18 protein-coding genes and 1 pseudogene are annotated in these 17,498 nt (G+C 63.1%); 12 read left to right on the plus strand and 7 right to left on the minus strand.

Annotation, left to right across the window (positions count from 1 at the left end):
• Positions 1-139: 139 nt before the first annotated feature.
• The 4 genes from ACPDZI_RS13545 to serA all read left to right on the plus strand — a co-directional run bounded on the left by ACPDZI_RS13545 (position 140) and on the right by serA (position 4,515).
• Entirely contained in the window at positions 140-1,474 is a 1,335-nt protein-coding gene (locus ACPDZI_RS13545) for a Na+/H+ antiporter NhaC family protein (protein ID WP_268030486.1), read from the plus strand.
• A gap of 131 nt (positions 1,475-1,605) precedes the next feature.
• Positions 1,606-2,205 carry a 5-formyltetrahydrofolate cyclo-ligase gene (locus ACPDZI_RS13550; RefSeq protein ID WP_011706539.1) on the plus strand — a complete coding sequence of 200 codons (600 nt, stop codon included), beginning with the start codon at positions 1,606-1,608 and terminating at the stop codon, positions 2,203-2,205.
• 172 nt (positions 2,206-2,377) lie between these two features.
• Positions 2,378-3,031 carry a ribose-5-phosphate isomerase RpiA gene (rpiA, locus tag ACPDZI_RS13555; RefSeq protein WP_024946388.1) on the plus strand — a complete coding sequence of 218 codons (654 nt, stop codon included), beginning with the start codon at positions 2,378-2,380 and terminating at the stop codon, positions 3,029-3,031.
• A 251-nt stretch (positions 3,032-3,282) separates the two neighbouring features.
• Positions 3,283-4,515 (plus strand): phosphoglycerate dehydrogenase, encoded by a 1,233-nt coding sequence (gene serA / locus ACPDZI_RS13560; RefSeq protein WP_202011410.1) that lies wholly within the window; start codon positions 3,283-3,285, stop codon positions 4,513-4,515.
• Between the two features lie 209 nt (positions 4,516-4,724).
• Here serA and ACPDZI_RS13565 read toward each other — a convergent pair whose 3' ends face one another.
• The gene (locus tag ACPDZI_RS13565; RefSeq protein WP_005302618.1) at positions 4,725-5,105 is read right to left on the minus strand and encodes a diacylglycerol kinase; all 381 of its coding nucleotides are present in this window, start codon (positions 5,103-5,105) and stop codon (positions 4,725-4,727) included.
• A gap of 155 nt (positions 5,106-5,260) precedes the next feature.
• Between ACPDZI_RS13565 and ACPDZI_RS13570 the strand changes: the two genes are divergently transcribed.
• Together ACPDZI_RS13570 and aac(6') are read left to right on the plus strand one after the other, a co-directional pair.
• Entirely contained in the window at positions 5,261-6,325 is a 1,065-nt protein-coding gene (locus ACPDZI_RS13570) for a 3-deoxy-7-phosphoheptulonate synthase (protein WP_378008401.1), read from the plus strand.
• 6 nt (positions 6,326-6,331) lie between these two features.
• The gene (aac(6'), locus tag ACPDZI_RS13575; RefSeq protein ID WP_076361398.1) at positions 6,332-6,790 is read left to right on the plus strand and encodes an aminoglycoside 6'-N-acetyltransferase; all 459 of its coding nucleotides are present in this window, start codon (positions 6,332-6,334) and stop codon (positions 6,788-6,790) included.
• 21 nt (positions 6,791-6,811) lie between these two features.
• Here the strand turns inward: aac(6') and ACPDZI_RS13580 are convergent, their stop codons facing one another.
• The 3 genes from ACPDZI_RS13580 to ACPDZI_RS13590 all read right to left on the minus strand — a co-directional run bounded on the left by ACPDZI_RS13580 (position 6,812) and on the right by ACPDZI_RS13590 (position 9,423).
• A complete protein-coding gene (locus ACPDZI_RS13580; protein ID WP_438833303.1) occupies positions 6,812-7,597 on the minus strand; it encodes an ATP-binding cassette domain-containing protein in 786 nt (261 codons plus the stop codon).
• Positions 7,584-8,591: a vitamin B12 ABC transporter permease BtuC gene (gene btuC / locus ACPDZI_RS13585; RefSeq protein ID WP_207137830.1), complete on the minus strand. Its 1,008-nt coding sequence runs from the start codon at positions 8,589-8,591 to the stop codon at positions 7,584-7,586. The genes ACPDZI_RS13580 and btuC overlap by 14 nt, the downstream gene beginning before the upstream one ends.
• 100 nt (positions 8,592-8,691) lie before the next feature.
• Positions 8,692-9,423, minus strand: coding sequence for a substrate-binding periplasmic protein (locus tag ACPDZI_RS13590; RefSeq protein ID WP_117403060.1), 732 nt, complete (start codon positions 9,421-9,423; stop codon positions 8,692-8,694).
• Positions 9,424-9,536: 113 nt separating this feature from the next.
• Between ACPDZI_RS13590 and ACPDZI_RS13595 the strand changes: the two genes are divergently transcribed.
• The 4 genes and pseudogenes from ACPDZI_RS13595 (at position 9,537) to ACPDZI_RS13610 (ending at position 13,262) form a co-directional block, all read left to right on the plus strand.
• Positions 9,537-9,893: a DMT family protein gene (locus tag ACPDZI_RS13595; RefSeq protein WP_005302630.1), complete on the plus strand. Its 357-nt coding sequence runs from the start codon at positions 9,537-9,539 to the stop codon at positions 9,891-9,893.
• 60 nt (positions 9,894-9,953) lie between these two features.
• Positions 9,954-11,092: pseudogene (tapW, locus tag ACPDZI_RS13600) on the plus strand (type IVa pilus ATPase TapW).
• 283 nt (positions 11,093-11,375) lie between these two features.
• Positions 11,376-12,647 (plus strand): glucose-1-phosphate adenylyltransferase, encoded by a 1,272-nt coding sequence (gene glgC, locus ACPDZI_RS13605; RefSeq protein WP_011706551.1) that lies wholly within the window; start codon positions 11,376-11,378, stop codon positions 12,645-12,647.
• Between the two features lie 135 nt (positions 12,648-12,782).
• A complete protein-coding gene (locus ACPDZI_RS13610; protein ID WP_438833304.1) occupies positions 12,783-13,262 on the plus strand; it encodes a WbuC family cupin fold metalloprotein in 480 nt (159 codons plus the stop codon).
• A 100-nt stretch (positions 13,263-13,362) separates the two neighbouring features.
• Here the strand turns inward: ACPDZI_RS13610 and ACPDZI_RS13615 are convergent, their stop codons facing one another.
• Genes ACPDZI_RS13615 through ACPDZI_RS13625 form a run of 3 tightly spaced genes read right to left on the minus strand, consistent with a single transcriptional unit; the run spans position 13,363 to position 16,099 of the window.
• Positions 13,363-13,605 carry a FeoC-like transcriptional regulator gene (locus ACPDZI_RS13615; protein WP_276845852.1) on the minus strand — a complete coding sequence of 81 codons (243 nt, stop codon included), beginning with the start codon at positions 13,603-13,605 and terminating at the stop codon, positions 13,363-13,365.
• Complete coding sequence (gene feoB, locus ACPDZI_RS13620; RefSeq protein ID WP_438833305.1) at positions 13,602-15,875, minus strand: Fe(2+) transporter permease subunit FeoB; 2,274 nt, start codon at positions 15,873-15,875, stop codon at positions 13,602-13,604. The genes ACPDZI_RS13615 and feoB overlap by 4 nt, the downstream gene beginning before the upstream one ends.
• Positions 15,872-16,099: a FeoA family protein gene (locus tag ACPDZI_RS13625; protein ID WP_005302641.1), complete on the minus strand. Its 228-nt coding sequence runs from the start codon at positions 16,097-16,099 to the stop codon at positions 15,872-15,874. The genes feoB and ACPDZI_RS13625 overlap by 4 nt, the downstream gene beginning before the upstream one ends.
• A gap of 120 nt (positions 16,100-16,219) precedes the next feature.
• Between ACPDZI_RS13625 and ACPDZI_RS13630 the strand changes: the two genes are divergently transcribed.
• Positions 16,220-16,549 carry a translation initiation factor gene (locus tag ACPDZI_RS13630; protein WP_168967125.1) on the plus strand — a complete coding sequence of 110 codons (330 nt, stop codon included), beginning with the start codon at positions 16,220-16,222 and terminating at the stop codon, positions 16,547-16,549.
• Between the two features lie 256 nt (positions 16,550-16,805).
• Positions 16,806-17,363, plus strand: a complete 558-nt coding sequence (locus ACPDZI_RS13635) for a TMEM165/GDT1 family protein (RefSeq protein WP_010633534.1) — start codon at positions 16,806-16,808, stop codon at positions 17,361-17,363.
• Positions 17,364-17,498 lie beyond the last annotated feature (135 nt).

Genomic DNA, 17,498 nt, shown 5'->3' on the forward strand with positions numbered 1-17,498 from the left:
CATCCATCTGGACGGCTATCTTGACCCGGCGGGCATGACTCACTACTGTAGACGCCCCATAGCGGCAGGATGCCCGCCACGCTCACCCCACTGCGGGCTGGCTGAGACAGGGAGGTCATGTTCAACCATCGAGGAACACATGATCCAGACTCAACCCAGCGCCAGAGCCCTGCTGCCTCTGCTGGTCTTTCTTGCTCTCTTTATCGGTACCGGCACCTGGCTGACCCTGCAGGGGGTCGAGTTCGCCTTCTATCAGCTGCCCGCCCCCGTCGCAGCCCTCCCCGCCGTCATGCTGGCGCTGGTGCTGGGCAAGGAGGGGTTCAACAAGAACCTCGAGACCTTCTTCAAGGGGGTCGGTGACAGCAACATCATGGCGATGTGCCTCATCTATCTGCTGGCGGGTGCCTTCGCCACCGTGGCCAAGGCCACCGGCGGGGTGGATGCCACTGTCGCGCTCGGCCTCTCCCTCATCCCCGGCTGGTTCCTGCTGCCGGGGCTGTTCCTCATCTCCGCCTTCATCGCCACCGCCATGGGTACCTCCATGGGCACCATTGGCGCCGTGGCACCGGTGGCGCTAGGCGTGGCCCAGGCCGCCGACATCGATCCTGTGCTGATGGCGGGCACCATCCTCTCCGGCGCCATGTTTGGCGACAACCTCTCCATCATCTCCGACACCACCATTGCGGCCACCCGCAGCCAGGGCTGCGAGATGAAGGACAAGTTTCGCGAGAACTTCAAGATTGCCGCCCCGGCCGCCATCGGGGTGATCCTGCTCTATCTGACCCTGGGGTCGGTCGGGGATGCCCCCGCCACCGAGGCCCATGTCGAGCTGCTCAAGGTGATGCCCTACCTGCTGATCCTGGTGCTGGCCCTCCTTGGCATGAACGTCTTCATGGTGCTGGGGCTCGGCATTCTGGCAGCCGGCGGAGTCGGTCTGCTGGGGGATTACCCCCTCGGCCAGTTCAGCAAGGATATCTATCAGGGCTTCACCGGCATGCAGGAGATCTTCCTGCTCTCCATGCTGATCGGCGGCCTCGGCGCCCTGATGGAGCGCCAGGGGGGACTGGCCTGGATAAGCGCCCGCATCAGCGCCCTTATCGCCCGCTTCACCCGTCAGCACGACGGCGAGCAGAACGAGAAGGCGGCCGAGCTCGGCATCGCCGGAGTGGTGAGCCTCACCAACCTCTGCACCGCCAACAACACGGTGGCCATCATAGTCGCCAGCAAGGTGGCCAAGGAGCTGGCGGATCATCACGGGGTCACCCCGCGCCGCGCCGCTTCCATGCTCGACATCTTCTCCTGCGTGGTGCAGGGGCTCATCCCCTGGGGTGCTCAGGCACTGCTGCTGGGCTCCATCTTCGCCCTCTCGCCGCTGGCGGTGGTAAGCATGAGCTTCTACCCCATGGCGCTGGCACTGGCCGCCCTGGTGGCGGTGTTCGTCAAGCACCAGATGCGCAAAGCCGCCCACGCCTGATAGTGCGGCCGCCTATCCCCGAGGATCCGGCGGCCGAGCCGCGCTGTTCAACCCGGCGCGGCCTTGTTAAGGTGATCGCCTGTCAGCGCGATCCGCTCGTCGCCCCCCGCCCGTTCATCAGAGGAGCCCCCATGCCGGATACCCAGCCTGAAAGACAATCCCTGCGCCAGCTCATCCGCCAGCGCAGAAAGAGCCTGACCCAGGCCGAGCAGCAGCAGGCTGCCCAGCAGCTGGTTGCCCAGTTCAAGCAGCATCCCGAGATCCTGGCGGCCAAACGCATCGCCCTCTATCTGGCCAACGATGGCGAGCTCAACCCCCTGCCCGCCATCCACTGGCTGTGGGCCCAGCAAAAAGAGGTCTACCTGCCGGTGCTGCACCCCTTCACCCCGGGCCACCTGCTCTTCTTGCGCTACACCGCCACCAGCCCCATGACCCGCAACCGTTACGGCATCGCCGAGCCGGAGCTCGACATGCAGCAGGTGGTGCCCCACAGCACCCTCGATCTGATTTGCACCCCGCTGGTGGCGTTCGATGCGGCGGGCAACCGGCTCGGCATGGGCGGTGGCTACTACGATCGCACCCTTGCCTGCTGGCATGAACATCGGCTCGGCCCCAAGCCGCTGGGGCTCGCCCACGACTGCCAGCAGGTGGACGCGGTACCGCAGGAAGAGTGGGACGTACCGCTGCCCCAGATCATCACTCCCAGCCGCTGCTGGCACTTTCCCGGCTAGGACCATCCGCCCCCTCTGCCGCACTCGTCACTCCCTGCTGACGCAGCCATGGCGCAATAAACAGGCAAACGATTTACATTTTGCGAGTTTTTGGCCCGGAACGTGAGCTGGGTGGTCGCTCTGGGGGGGCGGCTTGGATATAATGCGGCCGCTTTTTTCCAAAGGATCGATCATGACTCAAGATGAAATGAAGAAGGCGGCCGGTTGGGCTGCGCTCAAGTATGTGGTTCCCGGCACCATCGTCGGGGTAGGCACCGGCTCTACCGTCAACCACTTCATCGATGCACTGGCGACCATGAAGGACGAGATCAAGGGGGCTGTATCCAGCTCCGTGGCCTCCACCGAACGCCTCAAGGGCTTCGGCATCACAGTGTATGACCTCAACGAGATCGACGCCCTCTCCGTCTACGTGGACGGTGCCGACGAGATCAACGGCACCCGCGACATGATCAAGGGCGGTGGCGCAGCCCTCACCCGCGAGAAGATCGTCGCCGCCGTGGCCGACAAATTCATCTGCATCATCGACAACACCAAGACGGTCGACGTGCTCGGCACCTTCCCGCTGCCGGTGGAAGTGATCCCCATGGCCCGCGAATACGTGGCCCGCGAGATCAGAAAGCTGGGCGGCAACCCGGTCTGGCGTGAGGGGGTGGTCACCGACAACGGCAACCACATCCTGGACGTGAAAGGCATGGCCATCACCGATGCAAAGGGGCTGGAAGTGCAGCTCAATGCCATCGTTGGCACCGTCACCAACGGTCTGTTCGCCCACCGCGGTGCGGACGTGGTGCTGATTGGTACTCCCGATGGGGTCGTCACCCAATAAGGTTGCCTGCCCAGAGGCAGCTCAACGGAGGTGGTCCCCGACCATCGCCCCTCAATGCAAGACGGCGCCCCATGGCGCCGTTTTTATTGGTTGCTCAATGAGTTGCAAACCCTCGTTTACAACTATCGTTGAAAACTTCAAAGAATTTGACTTTCGTCACAAATATTCCCTCTCCCAAACGTTTTTGCTACTTTACGGTTTTCTTCACACACCATATCTGCACTCACTTTTGCAAACATAGAGGGATCGTCATGACCGCCAAGTTTTCACTGGACAAGGATAAAATCAAGGTACTGCTGCTGGAGGGGGTTCACCCCAACACAGTGGAAACCTTTCGTGCCGCAGGTTACACCAGTGTGGAGTATCTGAAGACCTCTCTCTCCGAAGAAGATCTGATCGAGCGCATTCGTGACGTGCATTTCGTGGGGCTGCGCTCGCGCACCCAGATCACCGAGAAGGTGCTGGATGCCGCCAACAAGCTGGTAGCCATCGGCTGCTTCTGTATCGGCACCAATCAGGTCGAGCTCGACGCCGCCCATCTGCGCGGTATCCCGGTGTTCAACGCCCCCTTCTCCAATACCCGCTCGGTGGCCGAACTGGTGCTGGGTGAGATCCTGCTGCTGCTGCGCGGCATCCCGGAGAAGAACGCCAAGTGCCATCGTGGTGTGTGGGAAAAGCTGGCCAACCGCTCGGTGGAAGCCCGTGGCAAGAAGCTCGGCATCATCGGCTACGGCCACATCGGCACCCAGCTCGGCATCATCGCCGAGAGCATCGGCATGAAGGTCTACTACTACGACATCGAGAACAAGCTCTCACTCGGCAACGCCATCCAGGTGCCGAGCATGGTCGAGCTGCTCAACATGTCCGACGTCATCAGTCTGCACGTGCCGGAGACCGCCTCCACCAAGGATCTGATCGGTGCCGAACAGCTGCGCATGATGAAGCCGGGCGCCATCTTCATCAACGCCTCCCGCGGTACCGTGGTGGACATCGATGCCCTGGCAGACGTCATCAAGAGCGGCCACATCTCCGGCGCCGCCATCGACGTCTTCCCCAGCGAACCCAAATCCAATGACGAGGAGTTCCTCACCCCGCTGCGCGGGCTGGACAACGTGATCCTGACCCCTCACATCGGCGGCTCTACCCAGGAAGCCCAGGAGAACATCGGGCTGGAAGTGGCCAACAAGCTGGTCAAATACTCCGACAACGGCTCCACCCTCTCCGCCGTCAACTTCCCCGAGGTCTCCCTGCCCGGCCACAAGGGCTCCAGCCGCCTGCTGCACATTCACCGCAACCAGCCCGGCGTGATGAACCAGATCAACCAGATCTTCGCCGACGAGGGGATCAACATCGCCGGTCAATACCTGCAAACCAGCAGCCATATCGGCTACGTGGTGATCGACGTGGAGACAGAGCACAGCGAGAAGGCGCTGGCCAAGCTCAAGGAGATCAACGGCACCATCCGTGCCCGGATCCTGCACTGATTGGCCTGCAGAGCCGTCCAGCAAAAAGCCCGTCGTGATGACGGGCTTTTTTATGCTGCGATGCTAAGCGCACATCCGCGTCCTTGCTCCTTTGCCCTCTTCTCCTCTCGCCGGATAAGGGTTGGGGATGAGGGGGGAGAAGAGAGCTCTCTCACTCAGCCATTCCCCAAAGGGAGAGATCAATGACGCGAGAGAAAATACGGCCTGACTTACCACCAACCCAGCAGGTTGCGGCCAACCAAAGCGCCCCACACCAGGGCGTTCAGGGCCAGCGCGATAAACACGGCGGCGGAGCCCAGATCCTTGGCGCGACCGGAGAGCTCGTGATGTTCGGAGCCGATGCGATCCACCACCGCCTCGACCGCGGAGTTGAGCACCTCGACGATCACCACCAGCCAGCTGATGCAGATGAGCAGCAGGATTTGATCGAGGGTATCACCGATCCAGAACGCCAGCGGCATCAGCAGCAGGATCAGCATCAGCTCCTGCCGGAAGGCCGCCTCGTTGATCCAGGCTGACTTGAGCCCCTTCATGCTGTAACCGGTTGCATTGATGATGCGGGTGACCCCTGTTGCCCCTGGCTTTGCCACGCTATCTACCTCATTTGGAATCGTTTTGGGGCTCACATCCTATCAGAGCCCCTCGAGGTTTCCATCAGGGGTTTTTTGCTTTATTTTATCCCTTTGCCTCTTCGGCACTCAGTCATTGCTACTGCCCACGCCACCCATTTCGAGAATCGAGTCGTATGTCCATTCACACCGATGAATTGCGCACCCGTCGCCTGGAGTCCCTGATCACTCCCAGCGAACTGGCGCACGCCTTCCCGTTAAGCGACACCGTTGCCCAGAATCTGCTGGATGCCCGCCGTGAAGTGGAAGCGATCCTGGCCGGTGAGGATCAGCGCCTGCTGGTCATCGTCGGTCCCTGCTCCATTCACGATCCGGCCGCCGCCCACGAGTACGCCCTGCGCCTCAATACCCTGCGCGAGCAGTATAAAGAGAGCCTGTGCATCGTGATGCGCACCTACTTCGAGAAGCCGCGCACCATCGTCGGCTGGAAAGGCCTCATCAATGATCCGCGCCTCGATGGCAGCTTCGACGTCAATGAAGGGCTGAAACTGGCCCGCAAGCTGCTGGTGGACATCAACGCCCTCGGCATGCCCACCGCCACCGAGTTCCTCGACATGGTGACCGGCCAGTACATCAGCGACCTCATCACCTGGGGTGCCATCGGTGCGCGCACCACCGAATCCCAGGTGCACCGCGAGATGGCCTCCGCCCTCTCCTGCCCGGTCGGCTTCAAGAACGGCACCGACGGCAACACCCGCATCGCCATCGATGCGGTGCGCGCCGCCCGTCACAGCCACATCTTCTACTCCCCGGACAAGGACGGCAAGATGACCATCTACCGTACCGCCGGCAACCCCTATGGTCATGTGATCCTGCGTGGCGGCCACCGCCCCAACTACGACACCGCCAGCATCGATGAAGCCTGCGAAGCGCTGGCCGACGTCGGCCTGCCTGAGCGGCTGGTGGTGGATTTCAGCCACGGCAACAGCATGAAGGATCACCGTCGCCAGCTGCTGGTGGCGCAGGACATCTGCGATCAACTGCGCCGCGGCCGCACCGGCATCGCCGGCATCATGGCCGAGAGCTTCCTGGTGGAAGGGCGGCAGGATGTGGAGAACGGCTGCGCCGTCACCTTCGGCCAGAGCATCACCGATGCCTGCCTCTCCTGGAGCGACACCGAAACCCTACTGGCCATGCTGGCCGAGGCCGCCCAGGTGCGCCTTGCCAAGCAGCAGGGTTGAGTGCGGATGACGAACGCCGACTGGCGGATAGTGCCCCTCGACGAGACGCTGCTGGCGCAGTGGGCAACCCTGCGCCAGCAGCTGTGGCCGCACCACGGGATGGAGGCCCATCTGCAGGAAGGGGCCGAGCTGCTGGCCGCTGCCCATCTCAACGCCTTTCTGGTGCTGGATGCGCAGAGCCAGGCGATGGCCTTTGCCGATGCTGCCCTGCGCCACGATTACGTGAACGGCTGCGAGAGCAGCCCGGTGGTCTATCTGGAAGGGGTCTATGTGCAGCCGGCTTCACGCCGGCGCGGGTTGGCCCAGGCCTTGATCGCCCGGGTGGCACAGTGGGGCCGCGAGCTGGGTTGTCGCGAGCTGGCCTCCGATGCCGCCATCGACAACCTTGCCTCCCAGCAACTGCACCAGCGACTCGGCTTTGCCGAAACGGAGCGGGTCGTTTTCTTCAAAAAGGCTCTCGGCTGACGCCAGGGCCTTGTTTGTTTCTCACAGGCTCGGCATAAACCAGACCCGGCCGCCCGCCTCGATGCGATCGGTCTTTATCTGAAACACCTGCGCCAGCAGCGCCTCGTCCACCAGCTCGACGCCCCCCTCCCGCACCACCCGTCCCTGTTGCAGACAGAGCAGGCGATCGGCCCAGTCGATGGCCAGGTTGATGTCGTGGAGGGCGAGTACCACCAGCAACCCCTGCCCGGCTAGCTGCTTGAGCAGCCGCAGCAGCGCCAGTTGATGGTGCAGATCCAGCCCCGCCAACGGTTCGTCCAGCAGCAATACGCGCCCGCCCGGGTTGAGGCTCGGCCACACCTGCAGCAGGGTCCGGGCGATCAGCACCCGTTGCTGCTCCCCGCCAGACAGGCGGCTGAAGTCCCGCGCCAGCAAGGCTTCCAGCTCCAGCGCCTGGCACAGCGCCTGAATAGCCTCGTTCTGTCTGCTCGCAGGTTGAGCCTCATCGAGCCCCAGGCTCAGCACCTGGAACACCGGAATATGGAACAGCTGGGGCTGGCGCTGGGGCAGCATGGCGCGCCGCTGCGCCAGCGCCGGCCAACTCAAGTCCGCCAGCGACTCCCCGCCGATGCGTACCTCCCCTTGCCCCGGCAAGAGGCCGGCCAGGGCGCCGAGCAGGGTCGACTTGCCGCTGCCGTTGGGGCCGAGCAGAGCCACAAGCTTGCCCCCCTGCCAGGCAAGGTCGAGGGGGGCGAGCCGGTTGGCGACGGCCAGGGCGCGGGCCGCCAGCAAGGGGGGCTGACCCCCAAGGTGATCAGGTGCTGGCATGGGCATCTTGCCTCAACAACAGATAGATGAAGAGCGGGGCGCCGACCGAGGCGGTGATGACCCCGATGGGCAGCTCCCCCGCCTGCAGGGTGGAGCGGGCGATGAGATCGGCCGCCAGCAGCAGGGCGCCGCCCCCCAGCGCCGAGGCAGGCAGCAGGAAGCGCTGATCGCTGCCGCCACACAGGCGCAGCAGATGGGGCACCACCAGCCCGACAAAACCGATGACGCCACACAGCGCCACCGCCATCCCGGTGAGCAGGCACACCGCCAGCACCAGCCGCACCCGCATCTTGTCCACATCGAGCCCCATCAGGCGGGCCTGGGTCTCTCCCAGCAGCAGTTGCTGCAGCGCCTTGCCCTGCCAGCCGAGCCAGCCGAGGGCGAGCGGGAACAGCAGCCACCACCAGGCCAGTTGCTGGCTGCCGTAAGAGAGGCTCCCCATCATCCAGAACATGAATTCACGCAAGGAGCCATCATCGGCAAAGTACATCAGCCAGGTCATGGCGGCATTGGTGAGGATGCCGATGGCGACCCCGAACAGCAGCAGCCGGGCATGGCCGAGCCGGGCCCGGCGCGCCAGCCGAATGAGCAGCATGGTCACCAGCAGGGCGCCGCCGAAGGCCGCCAGCGACAACCCCCAGCCCGGCAGATAGACACCGAGGGCCTTGGCCACCGCCATCGCCACCATGGCGGCCAATCCCGCCCCGCTCGAGACGCCGAGCAGGCCGGGTTCGGCCACCGGGTTGTGCAGCATCACCTGCAGCACGGCGCCACCGCAGGCGAGCGCCGCCCCTGCCAGCAAGGCCAGCAGGGCGCGCGGCAGGCGCAGCTCCAGCAGGATGCGCTGCTCGAGATCCCCCAGTGGCTGCCAGGGCAGCAAGACGAATTCGCCCCAGGCGAGGGAGCAGAGGAACAGCGCCAGGGTCAGCAGCAGCAGGCCGAGCAACCAGCGCCGCTGCCAGCGCTGCTGGCGGGCGAGCAAAGAGAGATACACAGAGGCTCTCCGAAGGTGAGAAGGAGCCGGCACCAGAGCCTGTCGAGCAGCTGGCGCGAGTCATGAAAAACGCATGATAACAGCGTGTTACTACCCGAGGTCAAGGCTGGTAAGGCTTGGCGAGGGCGGCGATCTCGCCGCTTGCCACCAGCTCCTGCAGGGCCAGGGCCAGCGGTTGCTGCAGCGCCTGATGGGGGGAGTGCTTGCTCATGCCCAGATAGAGCACCACAGGTTGCGGCGGCTGATAGGCTGCCTTGAGCAGACCGGCCTCGTTGTCCTGGCTCAGGGCGTAGTCCACCTGGCAGTCGGTGCCGATCATCAGCGGCAGGTGACCGCGCTGCACCATGCGCAGCAGCTGATCCTCGGTGGGCACCCCGTGCTTGTCGAGCCGGTTGTCTGCATCAAAGGGGGCAAAATAGGCCGAATTGAGCACATAGCCCACCTTCTTGCCCTGCAGGTCGGCGTAGGTGCGCAGGGTCGATACCGCCGCCGCCTTGCCATAGAAGGCCGGCCGGCACTGATAGTAGGCCGGCTGCAGATAATCGATGAAGGCCGCCCGCTCCGCCGTCATCGCCAGCCCGATCATCAGGTCCACCTGGCCGGTCTGCATCTGCTTGAGCGCCCGCCCCCAGGGCACCCGTTTCACATCAAAGCGGATGCCGCTGCGGCGCTGCAACTGCTGCAAAATGTCCATGTCCAGCCCGCCGAAGCGGCCGTCAGGCTGCACTATCCGAAACGGCGGCCAGACATCGGTGGCCACCGTCAGGGTCGGCGCCCCATGCACCAGGCAGGCAAACAGCAGACCAAGCACACCCCAGCTTGTCTTGCCCATCCCGTACAACCCTCTGTGACTTCATCCTTGATGGATTAAAAATACCCTGCCGCCCCACTTATGAAAACCCGTGGTTCGGAGATAAAATGCGATTGATTTTAAAGGAGAACCTAATGAACCCTATCTTTACCAGCATCGGCTTGCTGCTGTGCAGCAACGTCTTCATGACCTTCGCTTGGTATGCCCACCTCAAGAGCATGAATCACAAACCCTGGATCATCGCCGCCCTGGTGAGCTGGGGCATAGCGCTGTTCGAATACCTGTTGCAGGTGCCTGCCAACCGCATCGGTCACACCGTGCTCTCCGTTGGCCAGCTCAAGATCCTGCAGGAGGTGATCACCCTCACCGTGTTCGTCCCCTTCTCCATCTTCTATCTGAAAGAGGATCTGAAATGGGATTACCTGTGGGCCGGCCTCTGCATCCTGGGCGCGGTGTTTTTTGTCTTTCGCGAGAAACTCACCGGCGCCTGACGCTGTACACTCAATGACATTCGATGTAATTGCATCTGCTTGATAGACGAGGCAAAACCAATGGAATTGCGAGACATGCTACAGATCCTGGCCAAGCAGGATGGCTCCGACCTCTATCTGTCGACCGGCGCCCCCCTTGCGCCAAGTTCAACGGCGGCCTGCGTCCGCTCAATGAAACGCCGCTCGAGCCCGGCGAGGTGGCCAGAATAGCCGACGCCATCATGGACGGCGAGCAAAAGCAGCAGTTCGAGCGGGAGCTGGAGATGAACCTCGCCATCTCGCTGCCCCAGATCGGCCGCTTTCGGATCAACATCTTCAAGCAGCGCAACGAAGTGTCGCTGGTGGCGCGCAACATCAAGACCGAGATCCCCCGCTTCGAGGATCTGAAACTGCCCCCCGTGCTGCTCGACACCATCATGGAGAAGCGCGGCCTGGTGCTGTTCGTCGGCGGTACCGGCTCTGGCAAATCCACCTCGCTCGCGGCCCTCATCGACCATCGCAACCGCAACAGCGGCGGCCACATCATCACCATCGAAGATCCGGTGGAGTTCGTGCACCGCCACCGCAAGAGCATCATCAACCAGCGCGAGGTGGGGGTAGATACCCGCAGCTTCCACGCAGCCCTGAAAAACACCCTGCGCCAGGCGCCGGACGTCATCCTCATCGGTGAAATTCGCGACCGCGAGACCATGGAGCATGCGCTGGCCTTCTCCGAGACCGGCCACCTCGCCATCTCCACCCTGCACGCCAACAACGCCAACCAGGCGCTGGACCGCATCATCAACTTCTTCCCGGAAGAGCGCCGGCCCCAGCTGCTCAACGACCTTGGCAACAACCTCAAGGCGTTCGTCTCCCAGCGGCTGGTTAAGACTACTGATGGCGGTCGCCGGGCGGCAGTGGAGATCATGCTGGGCACCCACACCATTCGCGACATGATCAAGCGCGGCGAATTTGGCGGCCTCAAGGAGGTTATGGAGAAATCCAAGGCCCTCGGCATGGTCACCTTCGACAGCGCCCTGTTCGATCTGGTGGTAGAGGGCGTGATCGACGAGGAGGAGGCAGTAAAGAACGCCGACTCGGCCAACAACCTGCGCCTCAAGATCAAGCTGTGGAAGGAGAAGGGCCAGATCGCCAGCAGCAGCGATGCCACCGGCTGGAGCCTCGAGCCCACCAAGGACGAAAAAGACGATCTGTTCTGACCTCGCCCGCCTCTGACAGCACTTGCAAACACCCGCTTCGGCGGGTGTTTGCACAAGAAACGCCCGCATCTGGCCGCCCTTCAAGGCCACCGCCCTCCCCCGCCAGCCCAGCGCCGCCGTGACATCTGGTGAACTATCGCGCCATCTGCGACAGATTTTGTCATCATAAATGACAAAACCATCACTTCACCGAAAAGCCGTGTGAGAAGTGTGAGTGAAAGCACTTTCATACTGGCTTCAAAGGAGGCAGTATCAAGGAGTTCTATCAATAAAGGGGTATTCAATGTTGTTACAACCTGCCAATACAGCACAGTCCAGACAGTTGCTGAACGAGACCATGGCCTTGGTTCTCGCAGGAGGGCGGGGCAGTCGCCTCAAACAGTTGACGGACAACAGGGCGAAACCGGCAGTGCATTTCGGCGGCAAGTTCCGCATCATCGACTTCGTACTCTCCAACTGCATCAACTCCGGCATTCGCCGGGTCGGGGTGGTGACCCAATACAAATCCCACAGCCTGCTGCGCCACCTGCAGTCCGGCTGGTCTTTTCTGCGCTACCAGATGAACGAGTTCATCGACCTGCTGCCCGCCCAGCAACGGGTGGACGAGGTCAACTGGTATCGCGGCACCGCCGATGCGGTCTATCAGAATCTGGACATCATTCGCGATCACGGCCCCAAGTATGTGGTGGTGCTGGCGGGGGATCACATCTACAAGATGGATTACGCCGCCATGCTGCTCGATCACGTCAACATGGGGGCCAGGGTGACGGTGGCCTGCATCGAGGTGCCGCGGGATGAGGCGAGCGCCTTCGGGGTGATGGCGGTGGATGGGGATCGCAAGATCAACGCCTTCGTCGAGAAACCCGCCAACCCGCCCGCCATGCCGGGCAAACCGGACACAGCGCTGGCCTCCATGGGGGTCTACATCTTCGAAGCCGACTACCTCTACCAGTTGCTGGAAGAGGATCTCGCCAACCCGGCCTCCCACCACGATTTCGGCATGGACGTGATCCCGCGGGTGGTGCAAGAGGGCACAGCCTACGCCCACCCGTTCAGCATGTCCTGCGTCGGCTGCTGCCCGCAAAAGCGCCCCTACTGGCGCGACGTGGGCACGGTGGATTCGTTCTGGGAAGCCAACATGGATCTTGCCTCCGTCACCCCGGAGCTCGACATCTACGATCAGGACTGGCCCATCTGGACCAGCCAGAACATGACCCCGCCCGCCAAGTTCGTGCAGGACAGAAACGGCCAGCACGGCATGACCATCAACTCCATGTTTGCCGGCGGCACCATCGTCAGCGGCTCCTTCATCGTGAGCTCGGTGCTGTTTACCAATGTGCGGGTCGACTCCTTCTGCACTCTGGATCAGGCGGTGATCTTCCCCGGGGTCGAGATAGGCCCGGGCTGCCGGCTGCGCCGGGTGGTGATCGACAAGGGCTGCAAGCTGCCGGAAGGGCTGGTGGTGGGGGAAAACGCCTGCGAGGATGCCCGCCGCTTCTACCGCTCCGAACAGGGCATAGTGCTGGTCACCAAGGAGATGCTGGCCAGATTGTGATGCCGAACAGTCATAGCAGAGGGAGTCATAATGGCTCCCTTTTTACATTTGCTTACCGCTCGCCCCTTGCCTGACAGGTTGCCGGGCATGCTACTCTGCGCTCGGCCCTGCCTTCGTCTCACCATGGAATCGCATATGAAAAAACTGGATGTTGCCCGCCTTGCCAGCCTCGCCGACGAGGCCGCCCACTCCCCGCGCCTGCGCATGAACCACAACCTGCATCAGGAGCTGGCCGACCCCATCCAGCGCCTGGCCATCGCCATGGAGCCGGGCACCTATATCCGCCCCCATCGCCACCTGCAGACCTGGGAGCTGCTCACCACGCTGCAAGGCCGCTTCGTGGTGCTCAACTTCGATGACGAAGGCACCGTCACTGCCCGCGCAGTGCTGGGGGAAGAGACCTCGGTGCTGGAGACCCCCGTCGCCAGCTGGCATGCGGTGCTCTCTCTGGATCCCGGCGCCGTCATCTTCGAGGTGAAACACGGCCCCTACGCCCCTTTCCGGGAAGAGGACTTCGCCCCCTGGTCACCGGCGGTGGACGACGTCGCCGGCCAGCAGGCGCTGATGGCCTGGTATCGCCATGCCGAGGTGGGTCAGCGCTGGCCGGGGCGCTGATCTGCCCCCGCCTACCCGAACACGGCGAACACGCGCCAATAAAAAGACCCGCCAGTGGCGGGTCTTTTTGATATCTGAATGCGAGGTATCGGGCGTGAGCTCAGCCCTTTTGCACCAGACCAATCTGGCCCAGCTCGCACCACTCGAACATCACCTCCTGGCTCTTGCCGCAGCAGGAGCCGCCGCATACCTGGGTCTCCCGCTTGGCGACCCGCCCCTTGCGCATCCAGACGCCGAGCATGGCCTCCACCGCATCTTCCGAGGTGTGGAAGTGGCGGGCCAGCTCGCGCCGGCTCACCTTCTGCTGCGCGGCGAGGTACTCACCCAGCTCGCGCAGGATCATAGGGTCACCACCTTGCGGGCGACGATGTCACCGTGGCGACGACCGGCCCACCAGAGCAGCAGCAGGGAGCCGCCGTAGCTCGCCACCCAGAACAGGCTCTGCTCGGGGTGCGCGGCAAAGGTGGCCAGCTGATAGAAGACGGTGGCGCACATGAAAGCCATGTAGTTGCACCAGGCGGCGGTCAGCAGGGCCCACTGGCGGCCTGTCTCCCGCACCAGGGCGCCCATGGCGGCGGCGCAGGGCATGTAGAGCAGCACGAACAACAGGTAGGCGAAGGCACCGGCCGCCCCGTCAAAGTGACTCTGCATGTTGCCGTAGGTGGAGACGTCTACCTCCTGCGCCTCGGCGGCAGCTTTCTGGTCATCCAGGTTGCCCACCGCCAGCCCCATGGGGTCGGTCGGGTCGATGTCGGCCAGATTGGTGGCGACCGCGGCGATCGCCTCCTGGAAGCTGCTTACCAGGGAGAACTCGCTCGCCTCCTCTTCCCCGTCGCCGCTGCCGGCGTAGAGGCTGTTGAGAGTACCGACCACCGCCTCTTTGGCGAAGATGCCGGTGACGATGCCGACCGTGGCCTGCCAGTTGTCATCGCGCACGCCGATGGGGTGCAGCACCGGGGTCACCGCCTGGCTGATTTTGCTCAGCACCGAGCTCTCCTGATCCTGGTGGCCGAAGCTGCCGTCGGTGCCGAGCGAGTTGAGCACGCTCAGCACGGCGACCACCAGCACGATGGTTTTACCGGCGCCGAACACAAAGGATTTGAGCTTCTGCCAGGTCTTGATGCCGACGTTGACCGGGCGCGGCCACTCGTAGTCCGGCATCTCCATCAGCATGGAGTCGCTCTTGCCCGGCAGCAGGGTGCTGCGCAGCAACAGGCCGGTGAGCACCGCCACCAGGATGCCGATGAGGTAGAGACCGAACACCAGGTTCTGGCCAGATTCGGGGAAGAAGGCCACCGCGAACAGGGCGTAGACAGGCAGACGGGCACCGCACGACATGAAGGGGGCCATGGCCGAGGTCATCAGCCGCTCACGCTCGGAGTTGAGGGTACGGGTCGCCATCACCGAGGGCACGGTACAGCCAAAGCCCATCAGCATGGGGACGAACGCCTTGCCCGGCAGGCCGAGGCGGCGCATCAGGGCATCCACCACGAAAGCCGCGCGGGCCAGGTAGCCGGAGCTCTCCAGCACCGCCAGGAACAGGTAGAGGCAGCCGATCACCGGGATAAAGGTGGCAACGGTCTGCAAGCCCACCCCGAAGCCGTCCGCCAGGATGGCCCCCAGCCAGTCCGGCGCATGGATCAACCCCAGCAGGTGGTGCACCCCGTCGACAAACAGGGCGCCGCCCATGATGTCGAAGAAGTCGATGAAGGCGCTGCCCACCTTGATGGCGAACATGAACATCAGGTACATCACCAGCAGGAAGAAGGGGATGCCGAACCAGCGGTTGAGCAGCACCCGATCGAGCCGCTCGCTCTGGGCCGCAGTGAGCTTGCCCTTCTGCTGACACGCCTGGGCGGCCCACTGGTGGATGTGACCGTAGCGGATGTCCGCCAGTTGCAGGTCCACATCCTGCCCGTGGTGAGCGCGGGCCACCACGTTGGCGGCGGCGGCCTGCTGGCCGGGCAGCAGGGTCTCCTGCATCACCGCATCCTCTTCCAGCAGGCGCAAGGCGCGGCCACGGGTGGTGAGGTGGTGTGGGGCGAGCAGGGTCTCAAGCTCCGCCAGATCTTTTTCAAGCTCGCTGCCGTAGTCCAGCAACAGCGCCGGCTGCGGCTGGCCGATGAACTGCTGGATCTGGTGCTTGAAGGCGGCGACCTGCTGGCGGTTGTGGGCCGAGAGGGCCACCACCGGGCAGCCGAGGGTGTTGGCGAGCTTGCTCTCGTCGATGGTGATGCGCCGCTTTTGCAGGATGTCCATCTTGTTGAGCACCACCACCATGGGCAGCCCCAGCTCGCGCAGTTGCAGCGTGAGGTAGAGGGAGCGCTCCAGGTTGGCGGCATCGATGACGTTGAGCAGCAGATCCGGCTGCTGGCCCTCCACGAAGCGGCTGGCGATCTGCTCGTCCAGGCTCCCCTCCTGGTTGGCCAGGCTGTAGATGCCGGGCAGGTCCATCAGTTTGTAGTCGTGGCCCTGGGCAGTGAATTCGCCCATCTTCTTGTCGACGGTGACGCCGCTCCAGTTGCCCACCTGCTGGCGGGCCCCGGTCAGGGCGTTGAACAGGGAGGTCTTGCCGCTATTGGGATTGCCGACGGTTACCAGGGAGTAGTTCATACCGGCTCGACCTCGATTTGCTGGGCAAGGCTTTTTTGCATGGAGAGGCAGATCCCTTGACACTGGATCTGCAGCGGATCCCCGAGCGGGGCCGCGCGCAAATAGATGACTTCAGTCTGGGGCAACAAGCCCATCACCATCAGCTTGCGCCGCAGGGGACGGGTCAATTGATTCATGTTCTTGATGCGAGCACTCTGTCCCGGTGACAACTGCGCGAGTACCATGACTGACTCCTGAAGTTAAACAATAATAATTCTCTTTTACTTGGGGGCATTATAATCCGTGTTTTCAACGCTTATTTGAGTAAAATCAAACTCCGCTTAGCTAACCCACAAATAACTGCCATGAGTCACGACAACAACAGCCGCCTGGTTTACAGCACGGACGGCGGCATCATCAAAGAACAGAGCCAGCCGCAAGCCGCCTCCCCCTTCCCCACCGACGGGGTGGTGCGAATTCGCCGCGAAACCAAGGGGCGCAAGGGCGCCGGGGTCATCACCATCCACGGCGTCCCGGCCGAACAGCAAAAGAGCCTCGCCACCCTGCTCAAGAAAAAGTGCGGCACCGGCGGCGGCCTGAAAGAGGGGGTGATCGAGATCCAGGGGGACAAACGGGATCTGATCAAGGCCGAGCTCGAGAAGGCCGGTTTCAGCGTCAAGCTGGTGGGCGGCTGATCCCCGCGCCGCCCGGCTTGCGTCACTTTCGCTTTTTCCCTAGAATGCCCGCTCCCATCGAGGGGGAGTAGTCTCGCCAGCCGGCCCCAAACCGGTTCGCGACCCTGATCAACATACTTGGTGCCAACTCACCATGGTCAGGGTGATCCACGCCAGCCGCGGATTTGACAAGACCTTTGACGGGCCAGTGCCAATACCGGGGACGGATGGCGCAGGCTTGTCTCAGGTATAACAATTCCGTCCCCCGGTCATTTTTATGGAAGCCTTGTTAACCTCAACCCTCAGCGTGGCCATCGCCGAAATCGGCGACAAGACCCAGCTGCTGGCGCTGTTGCTCATCTGTCGTTTTCGCAAGCCCTGGCCCATCATCGCCGGCATGCTGGCAGCCACCCTGCTCAACCACGCCGGCGCCGCCTGGCTTGGCGAGTTCATCAGCCGCTGGCTCGATCCCAAGGTGATGACCTACCTGGTGGCCGGTGCCTTCATCGCCATGGCCGCCTGGATCCTGGTGCCGGACAAGATGGACGACGAGGAGAGCCCGCTCGACAAATACGGTCCCTTCATGGCCACCTTCGTGCTGTTCTTCATCGCCGAGATCGGCGACAAGACCCAGATCGCCACCGTGCTGCTGGCGGCCAAGTACGACTCGCTGACCCAGGTCATCACCGGCACCACCCTCGGCATGATGCTGGCCAACGTACCGGTGGTGCTGCTTGGCAAGCTGGGTGCCGATCGCCTGCCGCTCAAGGGGATCCGCATCGCCTGCGCCATCCTGTTTGTGGGCCTCGGGGTAAGCACCCTGCTGTTCGCCTGACCCGGCAGGATCAGAAGGTGGCGAGGCAAGGGTGAGCACTTGCCGACGCCACTCCCGCGCCCATGTCGTGTCCTTGCAAGCAAGCCCCGCCCTTTGGCGGGGCTTTTTTGCACCCGCTTGCGGGCTGGTCGCGTC

Origin of the sequence: Aeromonas oralensis, from assembly GCF_049665575.1 — a bacterium.
Taxonomy (GTDB): domain Bacteria; phylum Pseudomonadota; class Gammaproteobacteria; order Enterobacterales; family Aeromonadaceae; genus Aeromonas; species Aeromonas hydrophila.